This window comes from Nostoc sp. UHCC 0302, from assembly GCF_038096175.1.
In the GTDB taxonomy this organism is placed as follows: Bacteria; Cyanobacteriota; Cyanobacteriia; order Cyanobacteriales; family Nostocaceae; genus UHCC-0302.
In genome coordinates this window covers 5,580,507-5,606,466 of the sequence record NZ_CP151099.1, presented here as the reverse complement: position 1 = coordinate 5,606,466, position 25,960 = coordinate 5,580,507, and the positions used below count along the sequence as shown (strand labels likewise).

The 25,960-nt window shown below is 43.0% G+C and carries 27 protein-coding genes; 9 read left to right on the top strand and 18 right to left on the bottom strand.

Features of this window, described 5'->3' with window-relative positions; all coding sequences use genetic code 11:
- Positions 1 to 377: 377 nt before the first annotated feature.
- The 3 genes from gcvP to gcvT all read right to left on the bottom strand — a co-directional run bounded on the left by gcvP (position 378) and on the right by gcvT (position 5,124).
- Positions 378 to 3,323 carry an aminomethyl-transferring glycine dehydrogenase gene (gene gcvP / locus WKK05_RS24310; RefSeq protein ID WP_341525619.1) on the bottom strand — a complete coding sequence of 982 codons (2,946 nt, stop codon included), beginning with the start codon at positions 3,321 to 3,323 and terminating at the stop codon, positions 378 to 380.
- A 147-nt stretch (positions 3,324 to 3,470) separates the two neighbouring features.
- Positions 3,471 to 3,863: a glycine cleavage system protein GcvH gene (gene gcvH, locus WKK05_RS24305; RefSeq protein ID WP_341525618.1), complete on the bottom strand. Its 393-nt coding sequence runs from the start codon at positions 3,861 to 3,863 to the stop codon at positions 3,471 to 3,473.
- 124 nt (positions 3,864 to 3,987) lie between these two features.
- Entirely contained in the window at positions 3,988 to 5,124 is a 1,137-nt protein-coding gene (gcvT, locus tag WKK05_RS24300) for a glycine cleavage system aminomethyltransferase GcvT (protein ID WP_341525617.1), read from the bottom strand.
- A gap of 180 nt (positions 5,125 to 5,304) precedes the next feature.
- Between gcvT and WKK05_RS24295 the strand changes: the two genes are divergently transcribed.
- Positions 5,305 to 5,799 (top strand): pentapeptide repeat-containing protein, encoded by a 495-nt coding sequence (locus WKK05_RS24295; protein WP_341525616.1) that lies wholly within the window; start codon positions 5,305 to 5,307, stop codon positions 5,797 to 5,799.
- 65 nt (positions 5,800 to 5,864) lie between these two features.
- Here the strand turns inward: WKK05_RS24295 and WKK05_RS24290 are convergent, their stop codons facing one another.
- The 3 genes from WKK05_RS24290 to WKK05_RS24280 all read right to left on the bottom strand — a co-directional run bounded on the left by WKK05_RS24290 (position 5,865) and on the right by WKK05_RS24280 (position 8,822).
- A complete protein-coding gene (locus tag WKK05_RS24290) occupies positions 5,865 to 7,031 on the bottom strand; it encodes a beta-ketoacyl-ACP synthase (protein ID WP_341531179.1) in 1,167 nt (388 codons plus the stop codon).
- A 322-nt stretch (positions 7,032 to 7,353) separates the two neighbouring features.
- A complete protein-coding gene (locus tag WKK05_RS24285; protein ID WP_341525615.1) occupies positions 7,354 to 8,151 on the bottom strand; it encodes a peptidylprolyl isomerase in 798 nt (265 codons plus the stop codon).
- 101 nt (positions 8,152 to 8,252) lie between these two features.
- The gene (locus WKK05_RS24280) at positions 8,253 to 8,822 is read right to left on the bottom strand and encodes a photosystem I assembly protein Ycf4 (RefSeq protein WP_341525614.1); all 570 of its coding nucleotides are present in this window, start codon (positions 8,820 to 8,822) and stop codon (positions 8,253 to 8,255) included.
- Positions 8,823 to 9,416: 594 nt separating this feature from the next.
- Here WKK05_RS24280 and psbD point away from each other — a divergent pair.
- Both psbD and psbC read left to right on the top strand, forming a co-directional pair.
- Positions 9,417 to 10,472 carry a photosystem II D2 protein (photosystem q(a) protein) gene (psbD, locus tag WKK05_RS24275; protein WP_341525613.1) on the top strand — a complete coding sequence of 352 codons (1,056 nt, stop codon included), beginning with the start codon at positions 9,417 to 9,419 and terminating at the stop codon, positions 10,470 to 10,472.
- A complete protein-coding gene (gene psbC, locus WKK05_RS24270) occupies positions 10,456 to 11,844 on the top strand; it encodes a photosystem II reaction center protein CP43 (RefSeq protein WP_341525612.1) in 1,389 nt (462 codons plus the stop codon). The genes psbD and psbC overlap by 17 nt, the downstream gene beginning before the upstream one ends.
- Positions 11,845 to 12,132: 288 nt before the next feature.
- On the opposite strand, the gene WKK05_RS24265 is transcribed toward psbC, so the two are convergent.
- Both WKK05_RS24265 and WKK05_RS24260 read right to left on the bottom strand, forming a co-directional pair.
- Complete coding sequence (locus WKK05_RS24265) at positions 12,133 to 13,293, bottom strand: hypothetical protein (RefSeq protein WP_341525611.1); 1,161 nt, start codon at positions 13,291 to 13,293, stop codon at positions 12,133 to 12,135.
- A 3-nt stretch (positions 13,294 to 13,296) separates the two neighbouring features.
- Positions 13,297 to 13,707, bottom strand: a complete 411-nt coding sequence (locus WKK05_RS24260; protein ID WP_341525610.1) for an amino acid-binding protein — start codon at positions 13,705 to 13,707, stop codon at positions 13,297 to 13,299.
- Between the two features lie 251 nt (positions 13,708 to 13,958).
- Between WKK05_RS24260 and WKK05_RS24255 the strand changes: the two genes are divergently transcribed.
- Together WKK05_RS24255 and WKK05_RS24250 are read left to right on the top strand one after the other, a co-directional pair.
- Positions 13,959 to 14,276, top strand: coding sequence for a hypothetical protein (locus WKK05_RS24255; protein WP_341525609.1), 318 nt, complete (start codon positions 13,959 to 13,961; stop codon positions 14,274 to 14,276).
- Positions 14,273 to 14,635 (top strand): aspartyl protease, encoded by a 363-nt coding sequence (locus tag WKK05_RS24250; protein ID WP_341525608.1) that lies wholly within the window; start codon positions 14,273 to 14,275, stop codon positions 14,633 to 14,635. The genes WKK05_RS24255 and WKK05_RS24250 overlap by 4 nt, the downstream gene beginning before the upstream one ends.
- 100 nt (positions 14,636 to 14,735) lie before the next feature.
- Here WKK05_RS24250 and WKK05_RS24245 read toward each other — a convergent pair whose 3' ends face one another.
- From WKK05_RS24245 to WKK05_RS24230, 4 genes are all read right to left on the bottom strand, one after another.
- Entirely contained in the window at positions 14,736 to 16,127 is a 1,392-nt protein-coding gene (locus WKK05_RS24245; protein ID WP_341525606.1) for a DUF1802 family protein, read from the bottom strand.
- Positions 16,124 to 18,031, bottom strand: coding sequence for a P-loop NTPase fold protein (locus WKK05_RS24240; RefSeq protein WP_341525605.1), 1,908 nt, complete (start codon positions 18,029 to 18,031; stop codon positions 16,124 to 16,126). Before WKK05_RS24240 ends, WKK05_RS24245 begins: the two co-directional genes overlap by 4 nt.
- A gap of 62 nt (positions 18,032 to 18,093) precedes the next feature.
- Positions 18,094 to 18,771: a hypothetical protein gene (locus WKK05_RS24235; protein ID WP_341525604.1), complete on the bottom strand. Its 678-nt coding sequence runs from the start codon at positions 18,769 to 18,771 to the stop codon at positions 18,094 to 18,096.
- 374 nt (positions 18,772 to 19,145) lie between these two features.
- Complete coding sequence (locus WKK05_RS24230) at positions 19,146 to 19,337, bottom strand: hypothetical protein (RefSeq protein WP_341525603.1); 192 nt, start codon at positions 19,335 to 19,337, stop codon at positions 19,146 to 19,148.
- 19 nt (positions 19,338 to 19,356) lie between these two features.
- Here WKK05_RS24230 and WKK05_RS24225 point away from each other — a divergent pair, with 19 nt between their 5' ends.
- The gene (locus tag WKK05_RS24225; RefSeq protein WP_341531178.1) at positions 19,357 to 19,851 is read left to right on the top strand and encodes a hypothetical protein; all 495 of its coding nucleotides are present in this window, start codon (positions 19,357 to 19,359) and stop codon (positions 19,849 to 19,851) included.
- Between the two features lie 93 nt (positions 19,852 to 19,944).
- Positions 19,945 to 20,295, top strand: a complete 351-nt coding sequence (locus WKK05_RS24220) for a translation initiation factor (protein ID WP_341525602.1) — start codon at positions 19,945 to 19,947, stop codon at positions 20,293 to 20,295.
- A 57-nt stretch (positions 20,296 to 20,352) separates the two neighbouring features.
- On the opposite strand, the gene mdh is transcribed toward WKK05_RS24220, so the two are convergent.
- The 6 genes from mdh to WKK05_RS24190 form a co-directional block, all read right to left on the bottom strand.
- Entirely contained in the window at positions 20,353 to 21,333 is a 981-nt protein-coding gene (mdh, locus tag WKK05_RS24215) for a malate dehydrogenase (protein ID WP_341525601.1), read from the bottom strand.
- A gap of 4 nt (positions 21,334 to 21,337) precedes the next feature.
- A complete protein-coding gene (locus WKK05_RS24210) occupies positions 21,338 to 21,553 on the bottom strand; it encodes a hypothetical protein (RefSeq protein ID WP_341525600.1) in 216 nt (71 codons plus the stop codon).
- 142 nt (positions 21,554 to 21,695) lie between these two features.
- A complete protein-coding gene (locus WKK05_RS24205; protein ID WP_341525599.1) occupies positions 21,696 to 21,911 on the bottom strand; it encodes an NAD(P)H-quinone oxidoreductase subunit O in 216 nt (71 codons plus the stop codon).
- 206 nt (positions 21,912 to 22,117) lie between these two features.
- Positions 22,118 to 22,978, bottom strand: coding sequence for a DNA-formamidopyrimidine glycosylase (locus tag WKK05_RS24200; RefSeq protein WP_341525598.1), 861 nt, complete (start codon positions 22,976 to 22,978; stop codon positions 22,118 to 22,120).
- Positions 22,979 to 23,134: 156 nt separating this feature from the next.
- On the bottom strand, positions 23,135 to 23,347 hold the full coding sequence (locus WKK05_RS24195) for a photosystem I reaction center subunit IV (protein ID WP_341525597.1): 213 nt from the start codon (positions 23,345 to 23,347) through the stop codon (positions 23,135 to 23,137).
- Between the two features lie 274 nt (positions 23,348 to 23,621).
- Positions 23,622 to 24,206: a PAP/fibrillin family protein gene (locus WKK05_RS24190; RefSeq protein WP_341525596.1), complete on the bottom strand. Its 585-nt coding sequence runs from the start codon at positions 24,204 to 24,206 to the stop codon at positions 23,622 to 23,624.
- A 247-nt stretch (positions 24,207 to 24,453) separates the two neighbouring features.
- Between WKK05_RS24190 and WKK05_RS24185 the strand changes: the two genes are divergently transcribed.
- Entirely contained in the window at positions 24,454 to 24,693 is a 240-nt protein-coding gene (locus WKK05_RS24185; protein ID WP_341525594.1) for a DUF3134 domain-containing protein, read from the top strand.
- A gap of 80 nt (positions 24,694 to 24,773) precedes the next feature.
- A complete protein-coding gene (gene mraY, locus WKK05_RS24180; RefSeq protein ID WP_341525593.1) occupies positions 24,774 to 25,877 on the top strand; it encodes a phospho-N-acetylmuramoyl-pentapeptide-transferase in 1,104 nt (367 codons plus the stop codon).
- The last annotated feature ends 83 nt before the right edge of the window (positions 25,878 to 25,960 follow it).

The window sequence follows — 25,960 nt, the reverse complement described above, 5'->3', positions numbered from 1 at the left end:
TATGGTGCGATCGTCTAGCCGTTTCGAGTTCCAAACCTCGACGTTGACCTTCTGAACCTCAACTTTGACCTTCTGAACCTCGACGTTGACCTTCTGAACCTCGACGTTGACCTTCTGAATCTCGACGTTGACCTTTTGAACCTCGACGTTGACCTTCTGAACCTCGACGTTGACCTTTTGAACCTCGACGTTGACCTTCTGAACCTCGACGTTGACCTTTTAAACCTCAACGTTGACCTTTTGAACTTCAATTATCAATATTTTTTGTCTCACGCAGAGGCGCAGAGACGCAGAGAGAGAGTTTATTGTAAAAAAATCCCCCCAACTTTCTGTACATGAGAGTTGGGGGGAGCAGGTTTTAACTAAACTGTATTGTTTTACGACGAATAAGCATCCATTGGCAGACAAGAACAAACAAAATTTCTGTCCCCAAAAGCTGAGTCAATGCGACCAACAGCTGGCCAGAACTTGTGTTCACGATTCCAAGGCGCAGGATAGGCTGCTTGTTCGCGAGAATAAGGATGCTGCCATTCTCCCGCGATAAGACTTTCGGCGGTGTGGGGTGCATTCTTCAAAACATTATCTTGAGTATCTACCTTACGTGATTCAATTTCAGCGATTTCTTGGCGAATCGAAATCAACGCATCACAAAAACGGTCTAATTCTTCCTTAGATTCGCTTTCTGTAGGTTCCACCATGATTGTACCTGCCACAGGCCAGGAGACAGTCGGCGCATGAAAGCCGTAATCTATCAGACGCTTGGCGATATCATCAATTTCGATGCTGGCGGATTTTTTGAGCGATCGCAAATCTAAAATACACTCATGGGCAACTAAATCATTTTTTCCCTTATACAAAACGGGATAGTAAGATTCAAGCCTCTTAGCAATGTAATTAGCATTGAGAATTGCCACTTTGGTTGCTTCGGTCAAACCATCTGCACCCATCATCACAATGTACATCCAGGAAATCACCAAGATACTAGCACTACCCCAAGGCGCAGCAGCAACAGCACCAATGTGTTGGGGACTGGGGATTAGGGACTGGGGACTGGGAATTGATTCTTCCCAACTCCTTACCATAACGTGTCCAGGTAAGAATGGTAGAAGATGGGAAGCAACGCCGATAGGTCCCATACCAGGGCCACCACCACCATGCGGAATACAGAAAGTTTTGTGCAAGTTCAAATGACAGACATCTGCGCCAATATCCCCGGGACGGCAAATACCTACTTGGGCATTCATATTCGCCCCATCCATGTAAACTTGGCCACCGTGGCTATGCACAACAGCACAAATTTCCTGAATTGCTTCCTCGAAAACACCGTGAGTCGAGGGATATGTCACCATCAAGGCGGCGAGTTCGTTGCTGTGTTTTTCTGCCTTCGCTTTCAGGTCGCTAACGTCAATATTACCGTCTAAATCACAGGCAACCGCCACCACCTTCATCCCACACATTACGGCACTTGCCGGGTTTGTCCCATGTGCCGAAGTCGGAATCAAACAAACATTGCGGTGTGCCTCCCCACGACTTTCATGATATTGATGAATTACTAAAAGTCCTGCATATTCACCTTGAGAACCAGCATTTGGTTGCAGAGAAACTCCAGCAAAACCAGTTATTTCAGCTAACCATGCCTCCAATTGTTGGAACAGAATTTGATAACCGCGTGTTTGCGACAGCGGGGCAAATGGATGAATCTTGCCAAATTCTTCCCACGTTACCGGAATCATCTCAGCTGTTGCATTCAACTTCATCGTGCATGACCCCAAAGGAATCATCGATGTAGTTAGTGATAAGTCTTTAGTTTCTAGCTTGTGCAGATAGCGCAGCAACTCAGTTTCTGAGTGATAGCGGTTAAAGACGGGGTGAGTTAAGTAACTTGTTTGGCGGGCGAGAGGGAAATGGGGAGAGGGAGAAGATAATTCTTCTGGGGTGAAAGGGAGGTCATCTGTAGCGGCAAAAATCTGCCAAAGGTCGATTAAATCTTCTGTTGTAGTAGTTTCATCTAATGAGATACCGACAGCAGTTGTGTCGAAAATCCGCAGATTAATATTCCTAGCTTGACAAGCTTGGAGAATTGCTTGAAGTTTGCTCGTTTCCAACTCTACCCGCAGCGTATCAAAGAAATCTTTAGAATTTATCTTATAACCTAGACGTTCTAAACCTGTTGCTAAGATTACAGTTAAATTATGAATGTTTTCAGCGATCGCCCTGAGTCCAGAAGCACCATGATAGACAGCATACATACTCGCCATCACTGCCAGTAGTACCTGTGCTGTACAAATATTACTAGTCGCTTTTTCACGCCGGATATGCTGTTCGCGAGTCTGTAAGGCGAGACGTAATGCAGGCTTACCTTGAGCATCTTTAGATACACCTACAATTCGTCCTGGAACTTGCCGCTTATACTCTTCTTTGGTAGCAAAGTATGCCGCATGAGGCCCCCCAAACCCCAAGGGAATACCAAAACGCTGGGTGCTACCCACAGCAATATCAGCACCGAATTCACCAGGGGGGGTCAACAAAGTTAAGCTTAAGGGATCTGCTGCTACCGTCACCAATGCACCCTCAGCATGGGCTTTTTCGATAAAAGCGCGGTAGTCGTAAATAGTGCCATCACTTGCAGGATATTGCAGAACTGCCCCAAAAATTGGTTGATCAAAATCAAATGTCTGATGATCACCAATAATGATGTTAATTCCTAAAGGTTTTGCTCGTGTTTGCAACACATCAATGGTTTGGGGATGACAATCACGAGAAACAAAATAGGCATTTGCTTTCTTTTTGCAAACACCATAACTCAGGCTCATCGCCTCTGCTGCGGCTGTAGCTTCATCGAGTAAGGAAGCATTGGCAATTTCCAAACCTGTGAGGTCAATAATCATAGTTTGAAAATTCAGCAGTGCTTCTAATCGCCCTTGAGCAATTTCTGGCTGATAAGGGGTGTAAGCAGTATACCAGCCAGGGTTTTCTAAAATATTACGCCCGATCACAGGCGGGGTAATGCAGTCATAATATCCTGTACCAATGTATGAGCGACAAACCTGATTTTTTGCAGCAATTTTTTTTAATTTTGCCAGGGCTGCGTACTCACTTTGCGCTTCTGGTAGATGTAGCGATTTATTCAGCCGGATTGCCTGTGGCACTGTTTGGTCAATCAGTGCATCTAGACTAGAAAACCCCAACACCTCAAGCATTTGCTGAATTTCATTGGAGTTAGGCCCAATGTGCCTTTGTGCAAAATTATTTAACTTTTGACTCCTTTCGTCCAGTATCGGGCGATCGCTAGATTTAGTAATAGGGGCGGTGGAAAGTACCACAAATTAAACTCCAGACGCAACTATTTCATATTTTGCAACAAATACTCTTAGATTGGGGGCTGGAGATTGGGGATTGGGGATTGGGCATTAGTTATTCTCCCCCATCTTTCCCACTCTCCTACTGCCCCACTCTTTATTCAGTACTCCCTATTCCCCTTCTACCTGGGCGCGATACTCATCCGCAGTCAAGCCATCCTCAATTTCACCAGGGTCATTAACGCGTACTTTCAAGAACCACCCCTCAGCATAGGGATCTTCTTCTGTGATTTGTTCGGGAGATTCAATCAAGACTTCATTGCGTTCTATGACTGTGCCAGTTACTGGTGATTTTAGGTCTTCAACCGCTTTGACTGATTCAATTGAGCCAAAAGTTTCTCCCTTCTCAATAGCATCGCCAATTTCTGGCAATTCCAAAAATACGATATCACCCAGCTGATCTATAGCAAATTCAGTAATGCCAATGGTGGCAATTTCGCCATCAAGTCGCACATATTCATGAGTATCCTGGTATCTAAAATCTTGAGGATATTCAAAAGACATTTCACTTACCCTTCCATATCAAAAAAATTATCGCTCCAACAGTAATGTTGGTCAGATTTGGTAATTAACCATACTGTAGATTGATTAGCTAACAACACATTATTCCTCAAAACCTCGATGCTTATCAGTTAGTAACACGATTTTTTGAGCGATAAAAGGGACGTTTAACCACAATGGCGGGGTAAGCTTTACCGCGAATTTCTACCTCTAGCTGTTGACCAACAGTCGCTAGCTGAGTAGGAACATAGGCTAAAGCAATAGGATAACCAAGTGTAGGCGACAGAGTGCCGCTGGTAATTTCTCCCACGATTTTACCGGCTGATAAAACTTGGTAGCCGTGGCGGGCAATGTTGCGTCCTTGAGTTTGCAAACCTACTAGTCGCCGCTGTACTCCAGCGGCTTTTTGCTGTTCCAAAACTGCCCGACCAATAAAATCACCTTTGGTATCTAGGTGAACTAGCCAACCCAAACCTGCTTCTAAGGGTGTGGTGGTGTCATCTATATCTTGTCCGTAAAGTGCCATTGCTGCTTCTAGCCGGAGGGTGTCTCTTGCACCAAGTCCTGCTGGAATAACACCAGCATTGTAGAGACTTTGCCACAATTCTATCCCCACATCTGGATCTACCATGACCTCAAATCCATCTTCTCCGGTGTAACCTGTACGGGCAATAAAGCCTGATTTACCCAATAAAGTTACTTCTAAATGACCAAATGCTTTGAGTGGTTTTAAGTCTTCTTGCACTAATGGCTGAAGATATTTAATAGCTTTTGGCCCTTGGACAGCGATTAAAACTTTGTTTGGCGAAATGTCTTGGAATTGCACCTCATCTGAATCAATGTGTTGTAATAGCCACGCTTTGTCTTTAGCAGTAGTTGCCGCATTAGCTATGATTAGTACCTGCTGTATACCACTAGTATCTTCACCCTGGTAATAGACAATAATGTCGTCAATAATTCCTGCTTGGGGATTTAACAATACCGTGTATTGCGCTTGACCGAGTTGTAGCCGACTCAAGTCGGAAGGCACTAAACGCTGGAGTTGGGAAATAACGTTTTTACCTTGGAGGGTAAATTTACCCATGTGGGAAATATCGAACATCCCGGCTGTTTTTCTGACAGCATCGTGTTCGCGGCTAATGCCACTAAATTGCACGGGCATTTCCCAACCACCAAAGCTGGTCAGCCGGGCTTTAAGTTCTACACCCAATTGATATAAAGGGGTTCGGGCCAGAGATAGGGCAATTTCTTCTTGATTAGCCACAGATTATTTATGCGATCGCACCTCAACATCTATCTATCCTAAGAGATGGTTTCTCATTTGAGAGTGTGAGGGAGCAAAGGAGCAGGGGACAAGGGGGAATAATTCAAAACTCCTGTCCTCTTCCCCCTAGTAAGGTTTAATAGTTAATGGTGAAGTGTTGAGATTTATTAAGAAGACATTATGAAATATTGGCGACTACTAGCTAGCTTTGTCTTAGCTACAGTACTTTTTTTGTTTCCCTTATCAGCGCAAGCTGCTAGTTCTTCTAGCATCACCCGTTCTGCTGGCGATGAATTTAAGGGCAAGGATTACTCTGGTCAAAGTTTAATTGGTACTGAGTTTACCAATGTCAATTTAGAGAATGCTAACTTTAGCAATGCTGACTTACGTGGTGGTGTGTTTAACGGTACTGTACTGGAGGGAGTAAATCTGCATGGTGTAGATTTTAGTAATGGGATAGCCTATCTGGTGAGGTTTAAGGGCGCTGATTTAAGTGATGCAGTTTTAACAGATGCAATGATGCTGCGTTCTACTTTCGATAATGTCGATATCACAAATGCTGATTTCACAAATGCGGTTTTAGATGGCACGCAAATAAAAAAACTTTGTGCTAAAGCAAGTGGTGTAAATTCTAAAACTGGTGTGGATACTCGCGAGTCTTTAGGATGTAGGTAAGATTTTACTCCCTCTTCGCTTCGCTGATGGAGAGGGGGCTATTAAGAATTTTAAACTACAAGTTTTTATCTTGCTAAAGCGATGGCTGCATTCTGACCACCAAAGCCAAAACTCAAACATAACACTCGCCCAATTTTACTTTTACTGGCTACCTTCACCAAATCCAAATCAAACGCTGGTTGCCTTAATCCTACACAAGGCGGTAAAATTTGATGCTTCAGTGCCATCAGAGAAAAAGCTACACCCAAGGCTCCTGATGCTCCTAAAGTATGACCTGTAGCTCCCTTCGTTGAACTAACTGCAACTCTTTGAGGGAACAAACGCTGGATTACCATGCTCTCCATGCGGTCATTTAACTGCGTAGCTGTACCATGAGCATGAATGTAATCGATATCACGTAGTGTCCGACAACTACGTTCTAGAGATTGTTTTATGGCTGCGATCGCACTTTTACCATCAGGTTCTGGTGAATTAGTATGATAGGCATCGTTTGTCAAGCCAAAACCCAGAATTTCACCATAAATCTTTGCTTGACGCTGCTTTGCCAAATCTGCTGATTCTAAGACAAACACAGCTGCGCCTTCGCCCAATACCAAACCTTCTCTGTGCAAATCAAAGGGATAAGCCCCTGTTTTTGCCAAAGCACCCATTTGCTGAAATCCTACCAAAGATAGGGGTGTAATTGGTGCTTCTACTGCTCCAGCTATCGCCCTTTGACATTGCCCAGATTGCACAAGTAAAGCTGCTTGAGCAAGCGCCCAAATTCCAGTGGCGCAAGCTGCCATTGGAGCTAAAACTATGCCAGATGCGCCGATTTGTCGTGCAGCTGCGATCGCACTCATGTGAGGCAGAGTATCTAGCCACTCCTCTTTAGAGAACTGGCAGAGAGGGGAATTTTTCCACTTTTCTTCCCCTATTCTTTCGTTTTCAATCTCCCGCGCCAGTATTTCCCAAGATGCTTGATGAGAGCGACTTGAACCAATTACTACAGCGCAATCAGCTAAAGGCGTAACCAAACCTGCATCTTGCACAGCAGATGCAACAACCTGGTGAGTCAGGCTTTTTAATCCAACTGGTTGTTGACCAATTAATCCCAAAGGCAGTGGTTCCAGTTCTGGAAATGGTTGATGTAATTTAATTCCAGATTGTCCTGCCAGCAATGTTTGCCAGCTATCCTCTAAACTTCCACCTAAAGCGGAAACTAAACCAATACCAGTAACAACAACCTTCACAAATTTGAGAGTCAAGAGTCAGAAGTACAGACGCGATTATACTCTTACGAGAAGCCGCTCTTCGAGCGTCTACGCGTCTGTACAAGAGTTAGGAGTCATTATTATTCTCCTGCTCCCCGGTTACTGAGCGCAGTCGAAGTATGCTCCCTGCTCCTCGGTCACTGAGCGGCTTGCCTTGAGCGTATCGCTAAAGCGAAGCTTCGCTAACGCCTTGGTCTCGCAGAGAAGCCGAAAGGAGCCGTAAAGCCTGCGGCATAGCTGCGCCCTAAGCGCAGCCTCTCGTAGAGAAGTGCTGCCCCTCTGCCCCTTCACCTCCTTGCTGCTACTGACCTGGGGTTTTCAGATTTTCCGCGCCTTGGGTAACCTTAGCGGAATCAATGCGATCGCCTTGTTGAATTTTGTTCACGACATCGAAGCCTTGAGTCACGTTACCAAACACGGCGTAGCTACCATCTAGAAATGGCAAATCCGCTAGGGCAAAGTAAAATTGCGAGGAAGCTGAGTCTGGTTGTTGCGATCGCGCCATTGCCACTGCACCCAGCTTGTGAGCCAACTCAACGGGTCGAGCAGTAGCATCAAATGGTTTATTGTACTCAGGTGTAGCTGCACCTTTTGGTTTAATTTCTAGAGGTATATAACGCTCTCTCCCGGTTTTGGGATCAGTATAACTACCCGTTCCTAATCTAGCCACCGGGAATTTTGGGTCTTTGCTTTGAGGATCGCCGCCTTGAACCACAAAAGGTTGAGGGTCACGCACAACGCGATGAAAAGCTAAACCATCGTAAACACCTTTTTGCACTAAATCTACAAAGTTGCCAGCAGTAATTGGCGCATTAGTACCGTCTACTTCGACAGTAATTGGTGAGCCTTTAACTGTGATCACCACAGTAGCTTTGCCTTCGAGCCGTGGTAAATCGGTCATTCCTGGTACACTCTCGTTAGTAGTTTCTGATACAGATGTTGCTTCAGTAGTCTGATTCGTACTTGTCTCGCTTGCTGGAGAAGTAGCTACCGAGGTTGGAGAAGAAGTAGAAGCGACTTGCCCAGTTGAACATCCTCCCAACATCAAAGTACTGATCATCAAAAAAGCAATCAAAAATTGTGAAAATTTTAACCGCATTGCCAGTCACTGATTCAACCAGAGTATCTTATCTTTTCAAGGGCTATTAAGGATTAGAGATTAGGTACTAAGAAAGAATTTTCATCCCCAATCCCCAATCCCTAAAGACCTTCCAGCGGTACTCCCAAAAAACGGGCTAATTCCGCACCTTGTACTTCCAATTCTGTTAAAGATAATGGTTGTCCGACCCGTGTTAAAGGTATGTCTCGCCGACCTTTAATGCGTAGGTAGAGTGCGCGAAGAGGATTGAGACCTTCTTTGATATTTATTCGTACAGCCTGCACGTCTTGTATGCGGCTATTAATCTCAATACGGCGGTTTTTGCCAGGAAATCCCCATCGAAAGATTTTAATTGTGCCAGTTTCCTGATTAAACTCGTTATAACCGCCGCCGACGTCCCATAAAATTACTAGCCAGAGGTATAGGGCTAAAAGCAAGCCAGCAGTCCCATATAACCCCATAACCAATCCTTGGGGGACAAATACTAGTTGAGTTGGATCGGTAACTATGAGTAAATTAACTTTTAGGTAACTGGATATCCCAGCCAGCAAAAAGCCTGTAGCTCCCAAGGTAACGATAGTTGCCCACCAGTAGTTACTGAACCGACGAGAACCGAGAACATTTTGATGCAGGAGGCGATCGCCTTTGTTAATCGTTGTTGATACCGTCATTGAACTACCTTCGCCCGTGAGATACTCCCTCTAAAAGTCTGCCATTGCAGCGGGATATCTTGCAAGTTTAGAGCTTGTACCGTTGCGCGAAATTAAAAATTAAATAAAAATTCTCAAATTCCTGTTTTATTTACCTTTTCAGCCCTAGAAATGGTTTCCCCAGTGTCGTCTACCTGCCCTAAAGTGTCAAGATTTCTGAGAAAAGTTGTGTCAGATTGTAAAATTTCTGATATTCATAGTATTTAATAGGTTCGTGTGAAATACCCGATTGGCTTCAGTGGATCGGGCAAAAACTCGGATAAATGTGATAAGTTAAGAATCATTAAGTTACCAAAAGCTAGATTACTAGCTAATGGTACGGGTAACGGCGTAACCCTGAGAAATGCCAACTTAACTAAGTGGTAAGTTCTCAGAATCTCAAATGCTTTAAGGCGAATGAGATTGTCAAAAAAACCTTAATTCCTCGCGGCAGCAGCTTAAAGTCGAGCCACTGCCTTATGGGAGAGCCTCCCGTTAAGTAATTGGCGTGGGAAACCCGCTGATAGCGCTGCCTAAAAAGCGTTGCAATTTTAGTAAAAAGAGGATTTTAGTTCGATGACCATCGCAGTAGGACGCGCCCCCAGTAGAGGGTGGTTTGACGTACTAGACGACTGGTTGAAGCGCGATCGCTTCGTATTCGTAGGTTGGTCAGGGATATTATTATTTCCCTGCGCTTACCTAGCATTAGGCGGTTGGCTGACCGGGACAACATTTGTCACATCGTGGTACACCCACGGATTAGCCTCATCTTACCTAGAAGGCTGTAACTTCCTGACAGTGGCAGTATCAACACCAGCAGACAGCATGGGACACTCCTTGCTGCTGTTGTGGGGGCCAGAAGCCCAAGGTGACCTGACACGCTGGTTCCAACTAGGTGGATTGTGGCCATTCGTAGCCCTGCACGGAGCCTTTGCTTTAATTGGCTTCATGTTAAGGCAATTTGAAATAGCACGGCTAGTAGGAATTCGTCCCTACAACGCGCTAGCATTCTCAGCCCCAATTGCGGTATTCGTCAGCGTCTTCTTGATGTACCCCTTGGGACAATCGTCTTGGTTCTTTGCACCCAGCTTTGGAGTAGCAGCAATCTTCCGATTCTTGCTGTTCCTGCAAGGGTTCCACAACTGGACACTCAACCCATTCCACATGATGGGAGTAGCAGGGGTACTAGGTGGAGCGCTATTGTGCGCGATTCATGGTGCGACAGTTGAAAACACCCTATTTGAAGACGGCGAAGGTGCAAACACCTTCCGGGCATTCAACCCCACCCAATCAGAAGAAACCTACTCAATGGTGACAGCAAACCGATTCTGGTCACAGATATTCGGGATTGCTTTCTCCAACAAGCGCTGGTTGCACTTCTTCATGTTGTTTGTGCCAGTCACAGGCTTGTGGATGAGTGCTGTGGGTATCGTTGGTCTGGCACTCAACCTGCGGGCTTACGACTTCGTTTCTCAAGAATTGCGGGCGGCAGAAGACCCGGAATTTGAAACTTTCTATACCAAAAACATTTTGTTGAACGAGGGTATCCGCGCTTGGATGGCTCCTCAAGATCAGCCTCACGAACAATTTATATTCCCTGAGGAGGTATTGCCTCGTGGTAACGCTCTCTAATAGACCTTCAGTCTTAGGTGGCGGACGCGACCAAGAATCATCCGGATTTGCCTGGTGGTCTGGTAACGCGCGTTTGATCAACCTATCTGGTAAACTACTGGGCGCTCACGTAGCCCATTCTGGCTTAATTGTATTCTGGGCTGGAGCGATGACTTTGTTTGAAGTCGCTCACTTCATCCCCGAAAAGCCCATGTACGAGCAAGGCTTAATCCTGCTACCTCACCTCGCCACTTTAGGATGGGGTGTTGGTGCTGGTGGTGAAGTCATCGACACCTTCCCCTACTTTGTTGTTGGTGTACTCCACTTGATTTCCTCAGCTGTACTAGGTTTTGGCGGTATCTATCATGCCGTCCGTGGCCCAGAAACCCTAGAAGAATACTCTTCCTTCTTTGGTTACGACTGGAAAGACAAGAACAAGATGACCAACATCATCGGCTTCCACCTGATCATCCTGGGATGCGGTGCGCTGCTGTTGGTACTGAAGGCAATGTTTTTCGGTGGTATCTACGATACTTGGGCGCCCGGTGGTGGTGATGTTCGCGTCATTACTAACCCAACACTCAACCCAGCAGTCATCTTCGGTTATCTGATCAAGTCTCCCTTCGGTGGTGAAGGCTGGATTGTTAGCGTCGATAACTTAGAAGATGTGATCGGCGGTCATATCTGGGTTGCCTTTGTATGTATCGCTGGCGGTATTTACCACATTCTTACCAAGCCTTTTGCTTGGGCGCGTCGTGCGTTCATTTGGTCTGGTGAAGCTTACCTCTCCTACAGCTTGGGTGCGCTCTCTTTGATGGGCCTCATCGCTTCCTGTATGGTTTGGTACAACAACACTGTTTACCCCAGCGAATTCTTTGGCCCTACTGGCCCTGAAGCTTCTCAGGCTCAAGCTCTGACCTTCTTAATCCGTGACCAACGCTTAGGTGCTAACGTCGGTTCTGCACAAGGCCCCACAGGTTTAGGTAAGTACCTGATGCGCTCTCCTACTGGTGAAATCATCTTCGGTGGTGAAACCATGCGCTTCTGGGATTTCCGTGGCCCTTGGTTAGAACCTCTCCGCGGCCCCAACGGTCTTGATCTGGAGAAAATCAAGAATGATATTCAGCCTTGGCAAGCTCGTCGCGCTGCTGAATACATGACTCACGCTCCTCTGGGTTCTTTGAACTCTGTAGGTGGTGTGGCTACCGAAATCAACTCTTTCAACTACGTGTCTCCTCGCGCTTGGTTGGCGTGTTCTCACTTCGTATTAGGTTTCTTCTTCCTAATCGGTCACCTATGGCACGCTGGTCGCGCTCGTGCAGCAGCTGGTGGTTTCGAAAGAGGTATTAACCGTGAAACTGAGCCAGTGTTGTTCATGAACGACCTAGACTAAGTTGCAAACTTTCTTTCATCACTGACAATTAATTAATTTAGAGGCTCTTGCGTAAAAGCAAGAGCTTTTTTTAGCGCATAGTATTTAAATAAAAAGCGCATAGTATTTAAATAAAAATAGCAATCTGTTGATTAATCTTAAAAAGAGTGTGTGCCTGGGTAATTGCTTGTAATAGTTATGACAAAATTGATTTATATAAAGCAAATACAAAAGCAATAATTAACCTTTTATTGTCACTCTAGGAAAATAATAATCGAAGCTAGATTCTGAAACTTTGTTTTTAATTTCTTAACTGTTTCGGTCTTTCGCAAGGGTTAGTTTTTTGATTAATTGAGCCTTTAATTCCTGAAAGTAATTAGCAGCATCTTCCAAGCCTGAAGCTTTAGCGTAACGAATCAAAGGTTCTATTAGCCAAGCTTCTGTAGGAGTCATTTCGGGCTCTAGAGTACCGAGACGCAACTTCATATCTAGCCATTGCAAACTAGAGGGAATGTGAGAAGCGTGTTGTCTACAAGTTTCGATAACTTGAGCGAAAATTACCTCAAAATCTTCTTGCAAATCATAAACCTTCACCATCTGCCCCACCCGAAATACTTGATAGACTAATTCACGCATTTGTGGTTCATGAGAAGATTCCAGGATGTTGCCGACTGTTAAAGCTTTAAAATTGCCTGCTGAATTAATCGCCCAGATTTGCCCCAGCAAATTACTCAGGAGATTTACCAACGCCTTATCAAATTCCAGACGAGTAGCGGAACTGGAAGGCGCTTCTTCAAAACAGCCTCCTCTAGCAGCCAAAATTTGGCAACAGCGCTCTCTAGTACCAACATCTCCACCGGCAATCTGAGTTCGTCCTTTTGCTCCAGGGCGATAGATGGTTTCGGAACCGCTGCCTTCGCGCAGTCCAGTTTGAATTGTGACGCCGCGCAGAAATCGAGAGACTATTTGCGGCATTATGGAAGGCCAAAGGTCTGGTAAACGTCCAAAAAGTGTGGCTTCTTCGATTTTTTCAATAAAGATTTGGCGGAAGCGCTGAAAATATATGCCATTAGAACAGAAGACAAACAATGGCAATGATTCGGCTGGCTGCAAGAGCTTCTCGTGCTTTTCTACCAGTACTAATAATTCTGCAATGGTGGTGATGACGCCTAAAAGTTGGTCAGGGTTAGGACAAATAAGAACTACTTCTGGTAAAAAACCAGACTGATAGCAAGTGAGCAAGTCTGGTTTAAGTATTGTATCTGTAGGGATTGACTCAATTTTATCCGGGGTGGCGATCGCTATTTTCCCACTTTTCTTTAAGGAGGAAGCACTATTCGACCCGCGTCTTTCTAAAAAATAGACTTGATTATCTAACTGCGTGAGTTGCCTTGTTAAGTGATAGAAAAAACCAACCCCTAACGCTCCAGGTGATAAGATTCCGATGCTGCCTGAGATTAAGGAACTCATGCCTCAATTTTCCGCCAGTTCAGCAAGCACTTGACAAGCCTTACTCAAATCAGAAACTTTGACCATCAGGCGCATATTTTCGCCAGCACGGATAGTGCTTCCATAGATATATTCAATGTTAATTTTGGCAGCCGCTAGAGCATGGCTCAAGAGAGCTAATTGTCCAGGATTATCTGTCAATTCAATAGCTAAAACATCCGCCTCAATTACGTAAAATCCCTGTTTCACTAAAAGGGTTTTGCAGTTGGCAGCATCACTAGCGACTAAGCGAATAACGCCCTGGTCTATGTTATCCAGCAGGGAAATTGCTTCAATATTAATTCGCTCTTTGGCAATCGTAGTGCTGACGGCAGCTAAACGACCAGGATAGTTTTCCAGCGCTATTGTTAGTTGACGTTGGATTGTAAAGTGCATATGTAAAAGAGGGCTTTGACCTGTGGTCGTGCTTAATTATCTCACTTTGCTGTTATCTCAGCTGGGGTTAATGTCGCGATCGCACTCTATTTGTGAAACGAACCGCAGAGGCGCAGAGAGCGCAGAGGTAAGAAAAAAGACATACTGCACTATCTTAAGGTAATTAGTAAATCGCGCAGGAAGTAAAAGCGATCGCCTTTACCTTCCCATAATATGAAGTTAAGGGCAAATCAATAGGTAAGGTTAATAGCATGACTGAATCAACCGCTAAACAACCTGCACGTCGAGGCAGAATTTTTCCTGAACGCACTTTATCACCGGAAGAACTTGCTAGGCGCAAAGCTGAAGATGAAGTTTTTGATCAGCGTTGTCAGGCAATATTTGAGCGCGTGCGTCCCAATTTAATTAAGAAACACTATGGCTGGTATATTGCTGTAGAGCCAGATAGTGGTGATTACTTTATTGATGTGGATAAGGAAGTCGCTAGTCAGAAAGCACGTCAGGAGCACCCCAATTCTATACACTTTATGTTTTGCTTAAATGAGACCGGAACTACTGGCACAATATGATTCAGGGCATCTTTGGAAATAGGGGGCAGCTATTTTTTGAAATTGAATTTATTACTGATGATGGATTAAATCTGCCTGTGGATGCCATGTTGGATACTGGTTTCACAGGCTTTATGGCAATTAACAAGCAAGATTTAGATGGTCTTAATTGGCTGTTTATACGTAAGGAACGTTTGCGAACTGCACAGGGAGAAGCTAGATTTAATATCTATTTAGGTAAGGTGCTGCTGGATGGACAGGAGTATGAGATTCCTGTTTATGCAGGGGATGAAATAACTGAGGTATTGCTAGGTTCAGAATGGCTGAAGATTCTGCCGTTGGTGGTGAATTATCAGCTTGGAATTTTGACGCTAGGATGAAGGTAATGCCTAGCAGCAAAGCTGATGCTAACGCACTCTATTTATAAAAAAAACCGCAGAGGCACAGAAAGCGCAGAGGTAAGAAAAAAGACATACTGCACTATCTTGGGATAATTAGTAAATCGCGCAGGAAGTAAAAGCGATCGCTCTTGTTATCTCGTCCTAAGTAGCCTGTTAATGGTGAGGAAAGTTCTATCAATAAATCGTGAACTGTTTCATCATTTAACTTAGGGCTATGAGTGGCATTGTAATGTGCGCGAATTTCTGTAGATGTGCAAACTTTTTGCGTAACTTGTGAAGTTTCGTTATCTGGTTCACAAACTTCTTTGACTGCTTGGACAATCTGCGATCGCAAGTTAATTTCTTTTTCAGTTTTATCTATATATTCATCAATCTTGTATTCAATTTGTCCAGGTTCTAAATATTTCTGTAACTCAACTAAATTTATAGCGCCTGGATATTTGGCTTTTAGTTCAACTAGCTTTTGTAATGTCATAGCATTAATAATACTTACTTTCCATTTTTGTGCGGCTTTTAGTATATCCGTAGATGGTTTACCAGGGCCAATTACTAACTTTGCTGAATCAAGAAATTGATTAGCACCTAAATGCATTCCACCTAGCTTAACTAATTCCTCAACTGTACCGCTAGGAATCAGCCTACCTGCTTTACACTCGCAAACAATAGGGTAAGGTTTTGAACAAAATAAATCTAAGCCTCCAGCGCCACCTTTATAAGCATTTTCAACCTTGAACCCTAAGAACTCCAGACTTTGACGTGCGATGTTTTCAAAATCTGTACCAGCTTGGTAGTTACTTTTTTTCTCCTCTAGCTCGATGCTGCGATCGCCTAATTTTGCAATATCATTTATCCAAGCTAAATTTGGATTTGGTTGCTTAATGAGCTTGTCACTACTCCAACCCAAAAATACTTTGATATCGTTGTCTAATTCTTTCACTGCTGGTTGGCTAATGGTTAGGGATGCGATCGCGCTCTGCAATTCTTCTAATTCAGGATGCAGTGGCGGCTCTAATTTTTCTAGTTGGCGTCTGCGTTGGCCGAAGATGCGATCGCTCAAAACAGGATTTGCTTCAGAAACCGTTAGAGAATTAGGTAAACTAACAAATTTTCCTAGCTTTTCCTGAATGTTCGGATTGACTGATATTTCTTGTAACTGAGGTAACTGGTAAACACGCAAGTAAGCCAGAAAAATATACTGTTGTTGCTGTAATATCTCCTTTAATACTTTTGGTGTCCATATTGTTAATTTAGACAAAATATCTAATGGCTTAGTTTCGTCTAAAATTTGGCAGAGTTCACATTTAGCCCAAGCTTTAATTGAAACTGAAGATTCAGCAGGATAAAGTGCAAATCTCTGCCCAGGACGAATAAACATTCTGGGTAAAGCTGTAATTTTTCGTCCCTGTATTAAAGCTTCAATATCTAGGGTAGGTAGACATAGGGCAGTGTTAATCAAAATTAGATTACTCATAAACCAAGTTTAATGAGTAAATTATCAAGTTTAAAGTCTACATCTTCACTTTCTTTTATATGTAGTACTGGCTGGATTTCCGAAACATTATCTTCATCAACTAATCCATTAGGAATCTGCCCAGATGGATCGCTCAAAATCTCACGTATTAAATAATTTTCAGTTACCAGCTTCTCCCGACTCATAAACTGAGTGATTTCTTCTTCACTGATTTCATAATCTGCACAGGCTTTTTTAATAAATAAGATAGCTAACAGAGGTTTAATATCTTCAATAGTAAGCTTGACAAATTCTCCTCCTAACTCTTTAGAAAGTAGTTCATCTAAATGTTCTTTACCTCTAGTGTTAGATTTCACGTCTTTAGCACGAACTAAGCAACCACGAGTCATGTCAAAAGTTTTATAATCTATTAATCTTTTTAAGGCAGCACTCACAAATCTATTGCTAGATTCCTGTATAACTGATACTACTATTTTCACAATTCTTTCATCTTCTTTACCAATAATTCTAAAATTAAGGTAGCCTTTATCTACATTTTTTACTATAAGTTCTTCAACATCTTCAATTTTGACTCTTTCTATACTTTCACCCTTAATACTTGATAAAGCAAATTTTATAGCGTCTGCTATGATATTACTATTTTCAAAATAATTGTCTATTGTATTATCAAGTGCTGCAAGTTCTTTTTTAAAAGCTATTTCAACTTTATGTAGTGGATCTACTTTCTGCGGTGGTTTACCGGGTAAATTCCAGTTAGTTGAACACCACTGTAAAACTCTTCTAACTATTGGCTTCTCTTTACCAAGTTCTCTCAATTCGTCTTCATTAAAAGGATATACAGGATTAGGTGGAGTTAGATTTTTTGTATTATAAAAATCTTTTAGCCAATAAGAGACAAGAGTTACTACATCATCACTGTTAAGATGTCTTAAGTCAAACTTCTTTTCACCAATTCTATCAATAACTGATTCTGCTTGTGGCACAACCTTAACTTGGTGTGTCCAAGTCTCATCAAACATCGCTAAAATTAGGACTCCGCGTTTAATTTTGCTATATATATCTTTTGCAAAGAGAGCAATAACCTGCGATCTTGTAAAACCTTGCTCATTACAATTGAGGCTTTCTAACTCATCAAAGCAGGTAACTACTGTTCTATAATCACCAATTAAGTCTAAAATTTGGCATACAGTTTGAAATGCTTCAGCTTCTTTATCATCTTGGTGAGTGTTTGGTAATCCCATAGCATCAGCTTGTGATTGTGCTAAGTCTCTGCCAGCAAGCCAGTTAATTGCAAATGCAATTTTATCTGAAGAAAGTGTCCATAAAATAGCTTGTATCAAATAAGGATTTTCAATATTTGGCTTGAGTTTAAGTATTTTGGCAGTTAAAGCATCGACTATTTTAGGATTTTGAGCTAAAACTCCAGGAAATCTCTTGATCAAATGTTGAGGTGTGTAGTTTGTTTTATATGCTTCATTTACTAAAATAGTTGCCAATTCTTGCCATTGCATTACACCTTGATTACCAATCTGTTTTAAGCTATTTGCTAAAGTTGTTAGAAATTTAGAATGGATTTTGCTTAAGTCACCATAGTCAACCTCACTCATGTAGACGAAAAAACTATAATCTTTACTCTGAAGAGAGTGACGAATCCTACTGATCAAGTGACTTTTACCCAAGCCCTTCTCTGCTTTGATTGTTATTCCAATAACTGAGCGATTTCCTGCACGAATTTGCTCTATCGCCTGAAAAATACCATTTGAAGCATGAGCGTTTATAGAAGGAACATCAGGGAAACTTTGGTTCCAGATATCATGATTTCTGACCACTAATGATCTGTCAAATGGGTTATGGCTTGTAATAGCCTTGTCGAGGTCTGAATATGAAGAAAGAGAATTATTCATGGTTGTGCATCCGCTGAAATGATGAGTAACAAAGTAAAGTTGGAAAAACTGACTAAAGTGATTTAGGAATTGAGGCGTTTAGCATAGCAGCGTAATCCACTAACTTTAGTAGTAATGGAATCTTCAATCTTGTCTGGCGCACTATCTTCTATGCTTCCACCTTGAAGTTGTAGAATGTCATTCTCCTGAATTTCTAACAGCCATGTGTTGAAATCTTCACGAGTAACCCGATCGCCTATTTCTCTCCTAATCCTGTAAATTGGCACTAGATCATCTAAGTTGTAGTTTTGGTTCAGCTTGTCGTAGACTTCCAACGCCACTGACTTAAACTCGTCGTAAGAAGCAATTCCTTTGGAAAGCTCTGCTAACGCATTCTTCCCATTAACTGGTACATCTGCACCAGCTACCGCAACATCTATCTGACTAATCCACTTCACCAGCGCATTCGCCGCCCAAGTTCCGACAATTGTTCCTTCAAATTTAAAATCAGAACTTTTCAAACCCTCACCCAATACCTCTAAACCCTTGGGAGATGTCAGAGAGTATCCTTTTTTAGAGATTGCGATCGCTCCCTGGTTCTGTAATTCCTCGAATATGCTTTGATAATCTGCTACTTTCTTATTTTTGGATACAATTCGTTTGGTGAGTTGACCTTTCAGCACTTCTTGCTGCGCTCCTCCCAAATCCCACAAAGCTAAAAGCAAACGAGTTCCAGTTAGGGCTGCGTTTTTTGTTGCCATATTTAAATGTATTCTTTGACAAAAGCCATCATAGTAACTGTATCTTTTTAAAATATTTACACTAGAAAAATAACCGAGAAATTGCTGAACATTTCCGTGTTTTAGCTGGGTTGATTCATCAAAATAAAAGCTGCTGCAATTCAGTAACGCTTAATGTAAAAAAGTAGAATATTGTATTCTTATCTGTGCAATCCTAGAAGATTCCCTGAATATTGCTCATTCAAAAGGGGACTTGGAAAGATAAAGCCTATTTATTATTTAATTGCAAAAATACCCAGCGATCGCTCATATTTCTACTCGCTGCTTACGTATAAGTGCCTAAAACTGTTATTTTCTTAGTTAAAAAAATTCATTGAAGAGTATTATTTACTTACTTAAGAAGATATTTCTTTAGGATGAATCCTATTTATCTCAAAGGCAGGATGGAATGTTTGAAAGATTGAATCACCATAACAGAAGACAGTATCTGTGCTGTTGTAGATGAGCGGCAAACGTTTTTTCAATCCTTGGAGAAATAACAATAATTCCAACTCTATTTCTGCAACAGCAGGGTTTTTAGCAAACACAAGCTGACAACGAAATATGATGAAGACATTATCCGGAGAGCGTAAAATAGTTTCACGTCTGCTAGCAGTTGTGCTTTCAGCATTGCTAACAGTACCCTTGCTGAGTAGCTGTGGAGGAGGTTCTAAAACTGCTTCGCCACCACCACCTGTTGACGACACCGTTGGCAGAAATGTGAGTAATAATGTCCCAGCAAACAGACCCGAAGCCAAGAAGGGATTGGGTACGGGACAAAAAGTAGCTATTCTGGCGGGAGCCGCAGCGCTTTACTACCTTTATAACAAGCATCAGAATGCTAAAGAAGATGGAGCGCAAGGTAAGTACTATCTTTCCAAGAATGGACGTGTATACTACCGCGATGCTGAACATCGCGCTCACTGGGTAACTCCACCCTCAGAAGGAATTCGCGTACCAGAATCTGAGGCACGAAGATATCAGGAATTTCAGGGCTATAACGGGCGTTCCACAGGCCGCGATTTGAGTGGTATAAGTTCAAGCGCAGCTCCAGCACTTTAGATAAGCTAAGCGTGTGTAATGCAAAGCGATTCCCTTGAGGATAACGCCGATCGCGCACGTGGAATACACGAAACTTAAATAAGGAGACAGTTCATGGTAGAGAACTTTTTGCGAAAGGCGAAGGATTTGCTTCTAGGGTCGAACAATAATCAAGCTGATCGAGACGCTGAATACCGCGATCGCGATGTTCGTCCAGCCAGTGAAGACCCTTATGGTGATCCCGCAGATCAAGGGAATTTTGGTGATGTTCGTCCAGCCAGCGAAGATCCTTATGGTGACCCCGCAGATCAAGTAGGTCAAGGCTATTACGGTGACGTTCGTCCAGCCAGTGAAGACCCCTATGGTGATCCCGCAGATCAAGTAGATCAAGGGTACTTCGGCGATGTTCGTCCCGCTAGCGAAGACCCCTACGGCGACCCAGCAGATCAAGATTATCGCCGTTAACGCGCAACTAAAAATCCCAATATGTAGGGGGGGACAGCTAGCTGTCCCCCCCTATTACTATGTCAAGCTTATAGATGCTAAAATTTCCTGCGCCCGGTCTATATTTTTACGCACAGATTGCGCCGAAGTCCGTAAAGCTGCCTTTTCATCATCGGTGAGATTCAACTCCAATACACTCTCAATTCCACCGCATCCCAAGCGACAGGGAACGCCAATTACAATATCTTCTAATTCGTATTCACCTTGAAGATAAGCCGCTACAGGTAACAACCGCGACTGATTCAGCAAAATCGATTCCACCATCACACTAGTAGCAGAAGCGGGTGCAAAAAAAGCACCACCTGTCTGCATTAATTCGACAATTTCCGCCCCCCCATTCCGGGTTCTTTCTACCAAGCGTTCAATTGTGGCTGCATTCAGCAATTCTGTGATTGGGATGCCGTTAACAGTGGCATAACGAGACAAGGGAACCATTAAATCGCCGTGGCTACCCAATACCATTGCTTTAACATCAGCAGGCAAAACTCCTAATTCCAGGGCGATGAAAGTTTCAAAGCGGGCTGAGTCTAACACGCCAGCCATACCCATAATGCGATCGCGTGGTAAACCAGTTGCTTGCCAAGCTAAATAAGTCATCACATCCAAAGGATTGGTGACAATAATAAAAATTGCATTGGGAGAGTAAGCGATCGCTTTTTTTGCTGCTTCTACCACAATCTTGGCATTGGTTTTCAGCAAATCATCCCGACTCATACCTGGTTTACGGGGAATTCCTGCCGTAATCACCACGATTTGCGAACCAGATGTATCAGCATAGTTATTTGTGCCAATAATCTGGCGATTATGTAGTTCAATTCCCCTAGCTTCAATTAAATCTAGTGCCAGTCCTTGAGGCATTCCCTCAACGATATCTAGCAAAACTACATCAGCGAGATTTTTCTCGGCAATACGTTGGGTTAAAGTACTGCCTACCCTACCTGCACCAATGATGGTGATACGAGGTAAGTTACATAGAATTGGGGAAGAAAAAGAAGACATAATCTTAGAGTGCGTTAGCGTCAGCTTTGCCGCTAGGCATCGCTATCAAACCTCTCATATCTTGCACCAGGCGACTGAAGTTGCGGCTACACAGGCAAAACCCGCCTACGCGGGTTCCAAACCCTTGGTTTTCCGTCAGTCCGCGTTCGCGTAGCGTTCCGCAGGAAAGGCGGACTTTGTTTGTATAGCCACGAATTCCATTCGTTGGGGTTAGATGCAAGATATGAGACCTGCAAAAGTAGGTTTTGTTTTTGTAGCCTCAAACTTTAGTCTGATGGCAATCATTGAAAATTAATATTCTTGAAACCTGCAAAAGCAGGTTTTGTTTTTCTAACCTTAGACTTCAATCTGAAGGCGTTTTATTATTTAAATTCTTCGAGTTGATCTAGACGTAACCAAATATTTGGTGTTGGCACTTTCCCGAACTTAACAAAGGCATAATCACCTTTAACATCAACAACTTCGCCCTTAGAGTCGAACAAATAAGAAGGAAAACGAGGATCACTAGCTTGTGCTTCCACACTGTTTTCTAGTTTCTCGCGGACAACGCGAACCAAATCACCTCTTTTGACAGCCATAAGTCCCCTCACAAATTTGTAACTTGTTTTATACAGGATCTTAGCTTGCACCAAGCGTCAAAAGCGCAAATTCATTCCGAGTATATTGATTAAGCGTGTAGAAACAATAGAATAAACTCGAAACCCAGATTAAATCTGAACGCCTTGTAATTACGAATTACGAATTACGAATTACGAATTACGAATTACGAATTACGAATTACGAATTAACGTTGGCACTGTGGGCAAAAATGACTGGAACGCCCAGCTAACCTAGTTCGCTGTATCAAACCACTGCAAACTCGACAAGGTTCTCCGGCGCGGTTATAAACCCAGGCTACACCACCATAGTTGCCGTTGATACCTTTAACGTTAAGGAAATTACTAAAAGTCGTTCCACCAGCCTCAATGCTGGCTGCTAATACTTCAATGATAGCTGTTCGCAAAGACTTAATGTGCTCTAACTGCAAATCTGTACACAGCGTTTCGGGTAACACCCCACTCTTAAATAGTGCTTCATCGGCATAGATGTTACCTAATCCTGCGACAACAGACTGATCAAGTAGCGCAGTTTTAATCGGACGGCGACGATTTTGCAGTTTGAGAGCTAGATACTCGACAGTAAATTCGGGTGAAAATGGATCTACTGCCAGTTTTGCTAAACCAGTAATGATACTTTCTACAGCAACACCAGGCGGAACCCACCACATTTGACCAAAAGTGCGCTGATCAACAAAGCGCAATTCCTGCTGTTCGCCAAAGAATAATCTGACTCGCGTGTGCTTGTGTAATGGTTCATCTTGATGCAGCCATAATAGTTGACCAGTCATTCGTAGATGAACTCCTAGCCAAGTGGAGGAGGGGGAGAGTGGGGGAGTGGGGGAGGGTGCGAGTTCGGCTAAGAGATATTTGCCACGACGATGCCAAGTGGTAATACTACTCCCTTTAATTTTGGCAACAAACTCACCGACAGAAAACGGGTAGGCGATGGTGCGTTCAAGCAACACATCTCCACCCGTAATTTTTTGGTCAAGGGTCAATTGATTCAGACCCCGCCGGACTGTTTCAACTTCAGGCAATTCAGGCATTAAAGCTGATTAAGTAAGCAATTGGATATTTTTGGGAAATATAAAAGAGATGAGGAAGTATAAAAAATGAAGGGGCTGAAAATTTCATCCTCCATACTTTGTACTCGACACTTTCTTTTATCATCCCATCAAACAATCCCCAAGAGGTTTTGCTACTTACTTTTTCACCTTCGCCTTTGGTGCTTCAACTTCTACTATTTCATCTTCGGCAAAGTTATTGGTATTGATCCCAGAGTAATTTACCTTATCAAACCGGACAATTACTGGGTATTTGATGCCGCTTTGGTCAATAGAGGCCACGGTTCCTACATCCTGAAACCAGTAGGATTCTGGGCGGAGAATACGTACTTTAGAACCACGTTGAGCCATGATTATCTTCCCTTTTAGTTATCAATCGCCAATATATAGGGCTAATTGATTTCACTCTACAACCTGAAGGTCTCCGCTAGAGTCATTGTTAAGTTATTTGTCAGATGACCATTGGGAGTGCTGAGTCCTGAGTCAAGAGTAAGTTATTTCTCCCCCTGCTCCCCTGCTTCCCTGCCCCACTCTCCCGATCTAAACCTAAAATAGTATTAGACCCATCTTGACAAAGGCCACGCAATCGCATACCTTCGTTCGCAAATAGTAATTTTGCGTAACCTCATGCTTTGCTCAATACAAACACGCTCCCCTCGTTACCTCTACCAATCCGCAGATTGTCATCTATATAAGTGATGTCCAACCAGCCTTGTTGTGTATCACTGTTGATGGGAAAATCAACTGCCGGAAATTTTTTGCCACTTTCAATTTGTTGGATAAAAGTTGCCGGAGAATTGTATTCTATTAAACGTTGTAATCCGATAATTGAGCGCTCAAATTTCACTTGGACACGACGACCTGAAACTGGCTCAAATTTGGCAGCAACGCTAACTAAACCTTCTAAATAAGGTAAGCCATATATTTCAGCTATATTGTAAACGCTCTTTGTCTCTACCTGAATACACTGATAAATTTGACCAAGTTTACAGAAAGGTATGCGATCTAGGTTTAAGAGAGCCTTGCTGGTGGTGTATAGTAGTCGCCAATTGCCATTAAGCAAATTGCTCGCTTCCACTGGACGTGGTGTAGGATTAAGGTCTTCCAAATTGGCGATCGCAGCTAAGATAGCTTGTTTTTGTAGGTCAGTTGCCAATAAACCGCGATTTGTACCAGCGATCACATCTATAAGGGCCGCTTTTCCAATCATCGCTTTTCACCTCTAAAATTATTCATTGAACTATCAGCATGAACAAGATAATAATGTCTACTGTATAGAGCCGTACAAATCGCTAAAAACCCACCTCCGTTTGGCATACGGTTATTAAATAAAAAATTTCTATCCTATTACGGATTTCTCAACCAACCAGTTGAATGAATAACTAAATTAGTCCGTATCAAGTGATAGACTCTAATTGTCAAGTTACCTAACCCTTTTTCTGTCTTCCTTCGTGGCTATGTTGAATTCTCCTTTACGTGAAGAACCCCGCAACCAGCGAGCTGTCGTAATTCCATTAAAGCAAGAGTCCTCCCTGCTAGACTGGCTGCAATACAATGGTCGTCTCATAGCGCGTGACGTTCACGAGCCGGATTTTCCAGATGACGAAGAAGAAATAGATTCGCTAATGGGTGTAGAAGACGGTATTGGCGATTACGATCTTGATGATGATGACGATATAGCAATAGCTGAAGATTAACTGTTTTAATCACGGAACTTGGTAATATCTCTAGTTCCTAATATTTAATTTTGTAAGTGTGGAGTGAAGGGAAACTATCTGTGGACGCTAAATTATCTCCTGAACAAGGATTAAACATTTCTGGAATTGGGCTAGCCTCTTTGTTAGCTTTGGGGCTGAGTGCTACAGCGCTGACTTTTGATTGGATGGCGAATAGAACGCCCTGGCAAGCTATGTCACTAACCCTACCACTATTATTGTGTGCATTGGGTTCAGGTTTCATAGGTCATCTGGTCATACCTGTACTGCAAGCACTCAAAACGGGGCAAATCATTCGCGAAGATGGCCCCCAAGCCCATTTGAAAAAGGCAGGTACGCCAACAATGGGTGGTATATTTTTTATACCCGTTGCTGTAATAGCTGCCTGCCTATTATCTAACTTTGCCAAAGAGGTGCTTGCTGTTTCGGCATTAACCCTCAGCTACGGCTTCATTGGCTGGATAGATGATTGGCAAATTCTCCGCCGGAAGTCAAATAAAGGTATATCCCCCCGCATGAAATTGGCTTTACAAGTCGGCTTTGCTGCGGTGTTTTGTATATGGTTGATGTTTAATCAGCCTACTAATATTACAAATATTGCTTTACCTTGGGTGAGTTTTTCTTTACCTTTAGGTTTGTTATTCTGGCCTTTAGCTGGCTTTGTCCTAGTGGCAGAGAGTAATGCAACTAATTTAACTGATGGTATTGATGGTTTAGCAGGTGGAACAGTAGCGATCGCTTTACTAGCATTAGCCGTAATTATCGCACCTACTTCACCTGGATTGATGGTATTTTGTGCCGCTTTAAGTGGTAGTTGCTTAGGTTTCTTAGCTCATAACCGCAACCCAGCACGCGTTTTTATGGGAGATACAGGTTCCCTAGCACTAGGTGGAGCTTTAGGTGCGGTAGCACTTTTGACTAACAGTTTAGCAGCACTGTTCATTCTTAGCGGTATCTTCTTTGTAGAAACACTTTCTGTAATGGCGCAGGTAAGTTATTACAAAGCCACTAAAGGCCCCGATGGGAAAGGCAAGCGCCTCTTCAAAATGGCTCCTTTACACCATCACCTAGAACTTACAGGCTGGTCAGAATTGCAAGTCGTTGGGACGTTTTATATAATTGCTACTCTTTTGGCTACCATTTGTTTAGCGATCGCTCCATTTTAAATCAATTTTTTGAAAAAATAGTCTAAGACCAAATACCAACCTCCGCATCAACACGGGGGTTTTTTTATTGGAACTCAGCGTAC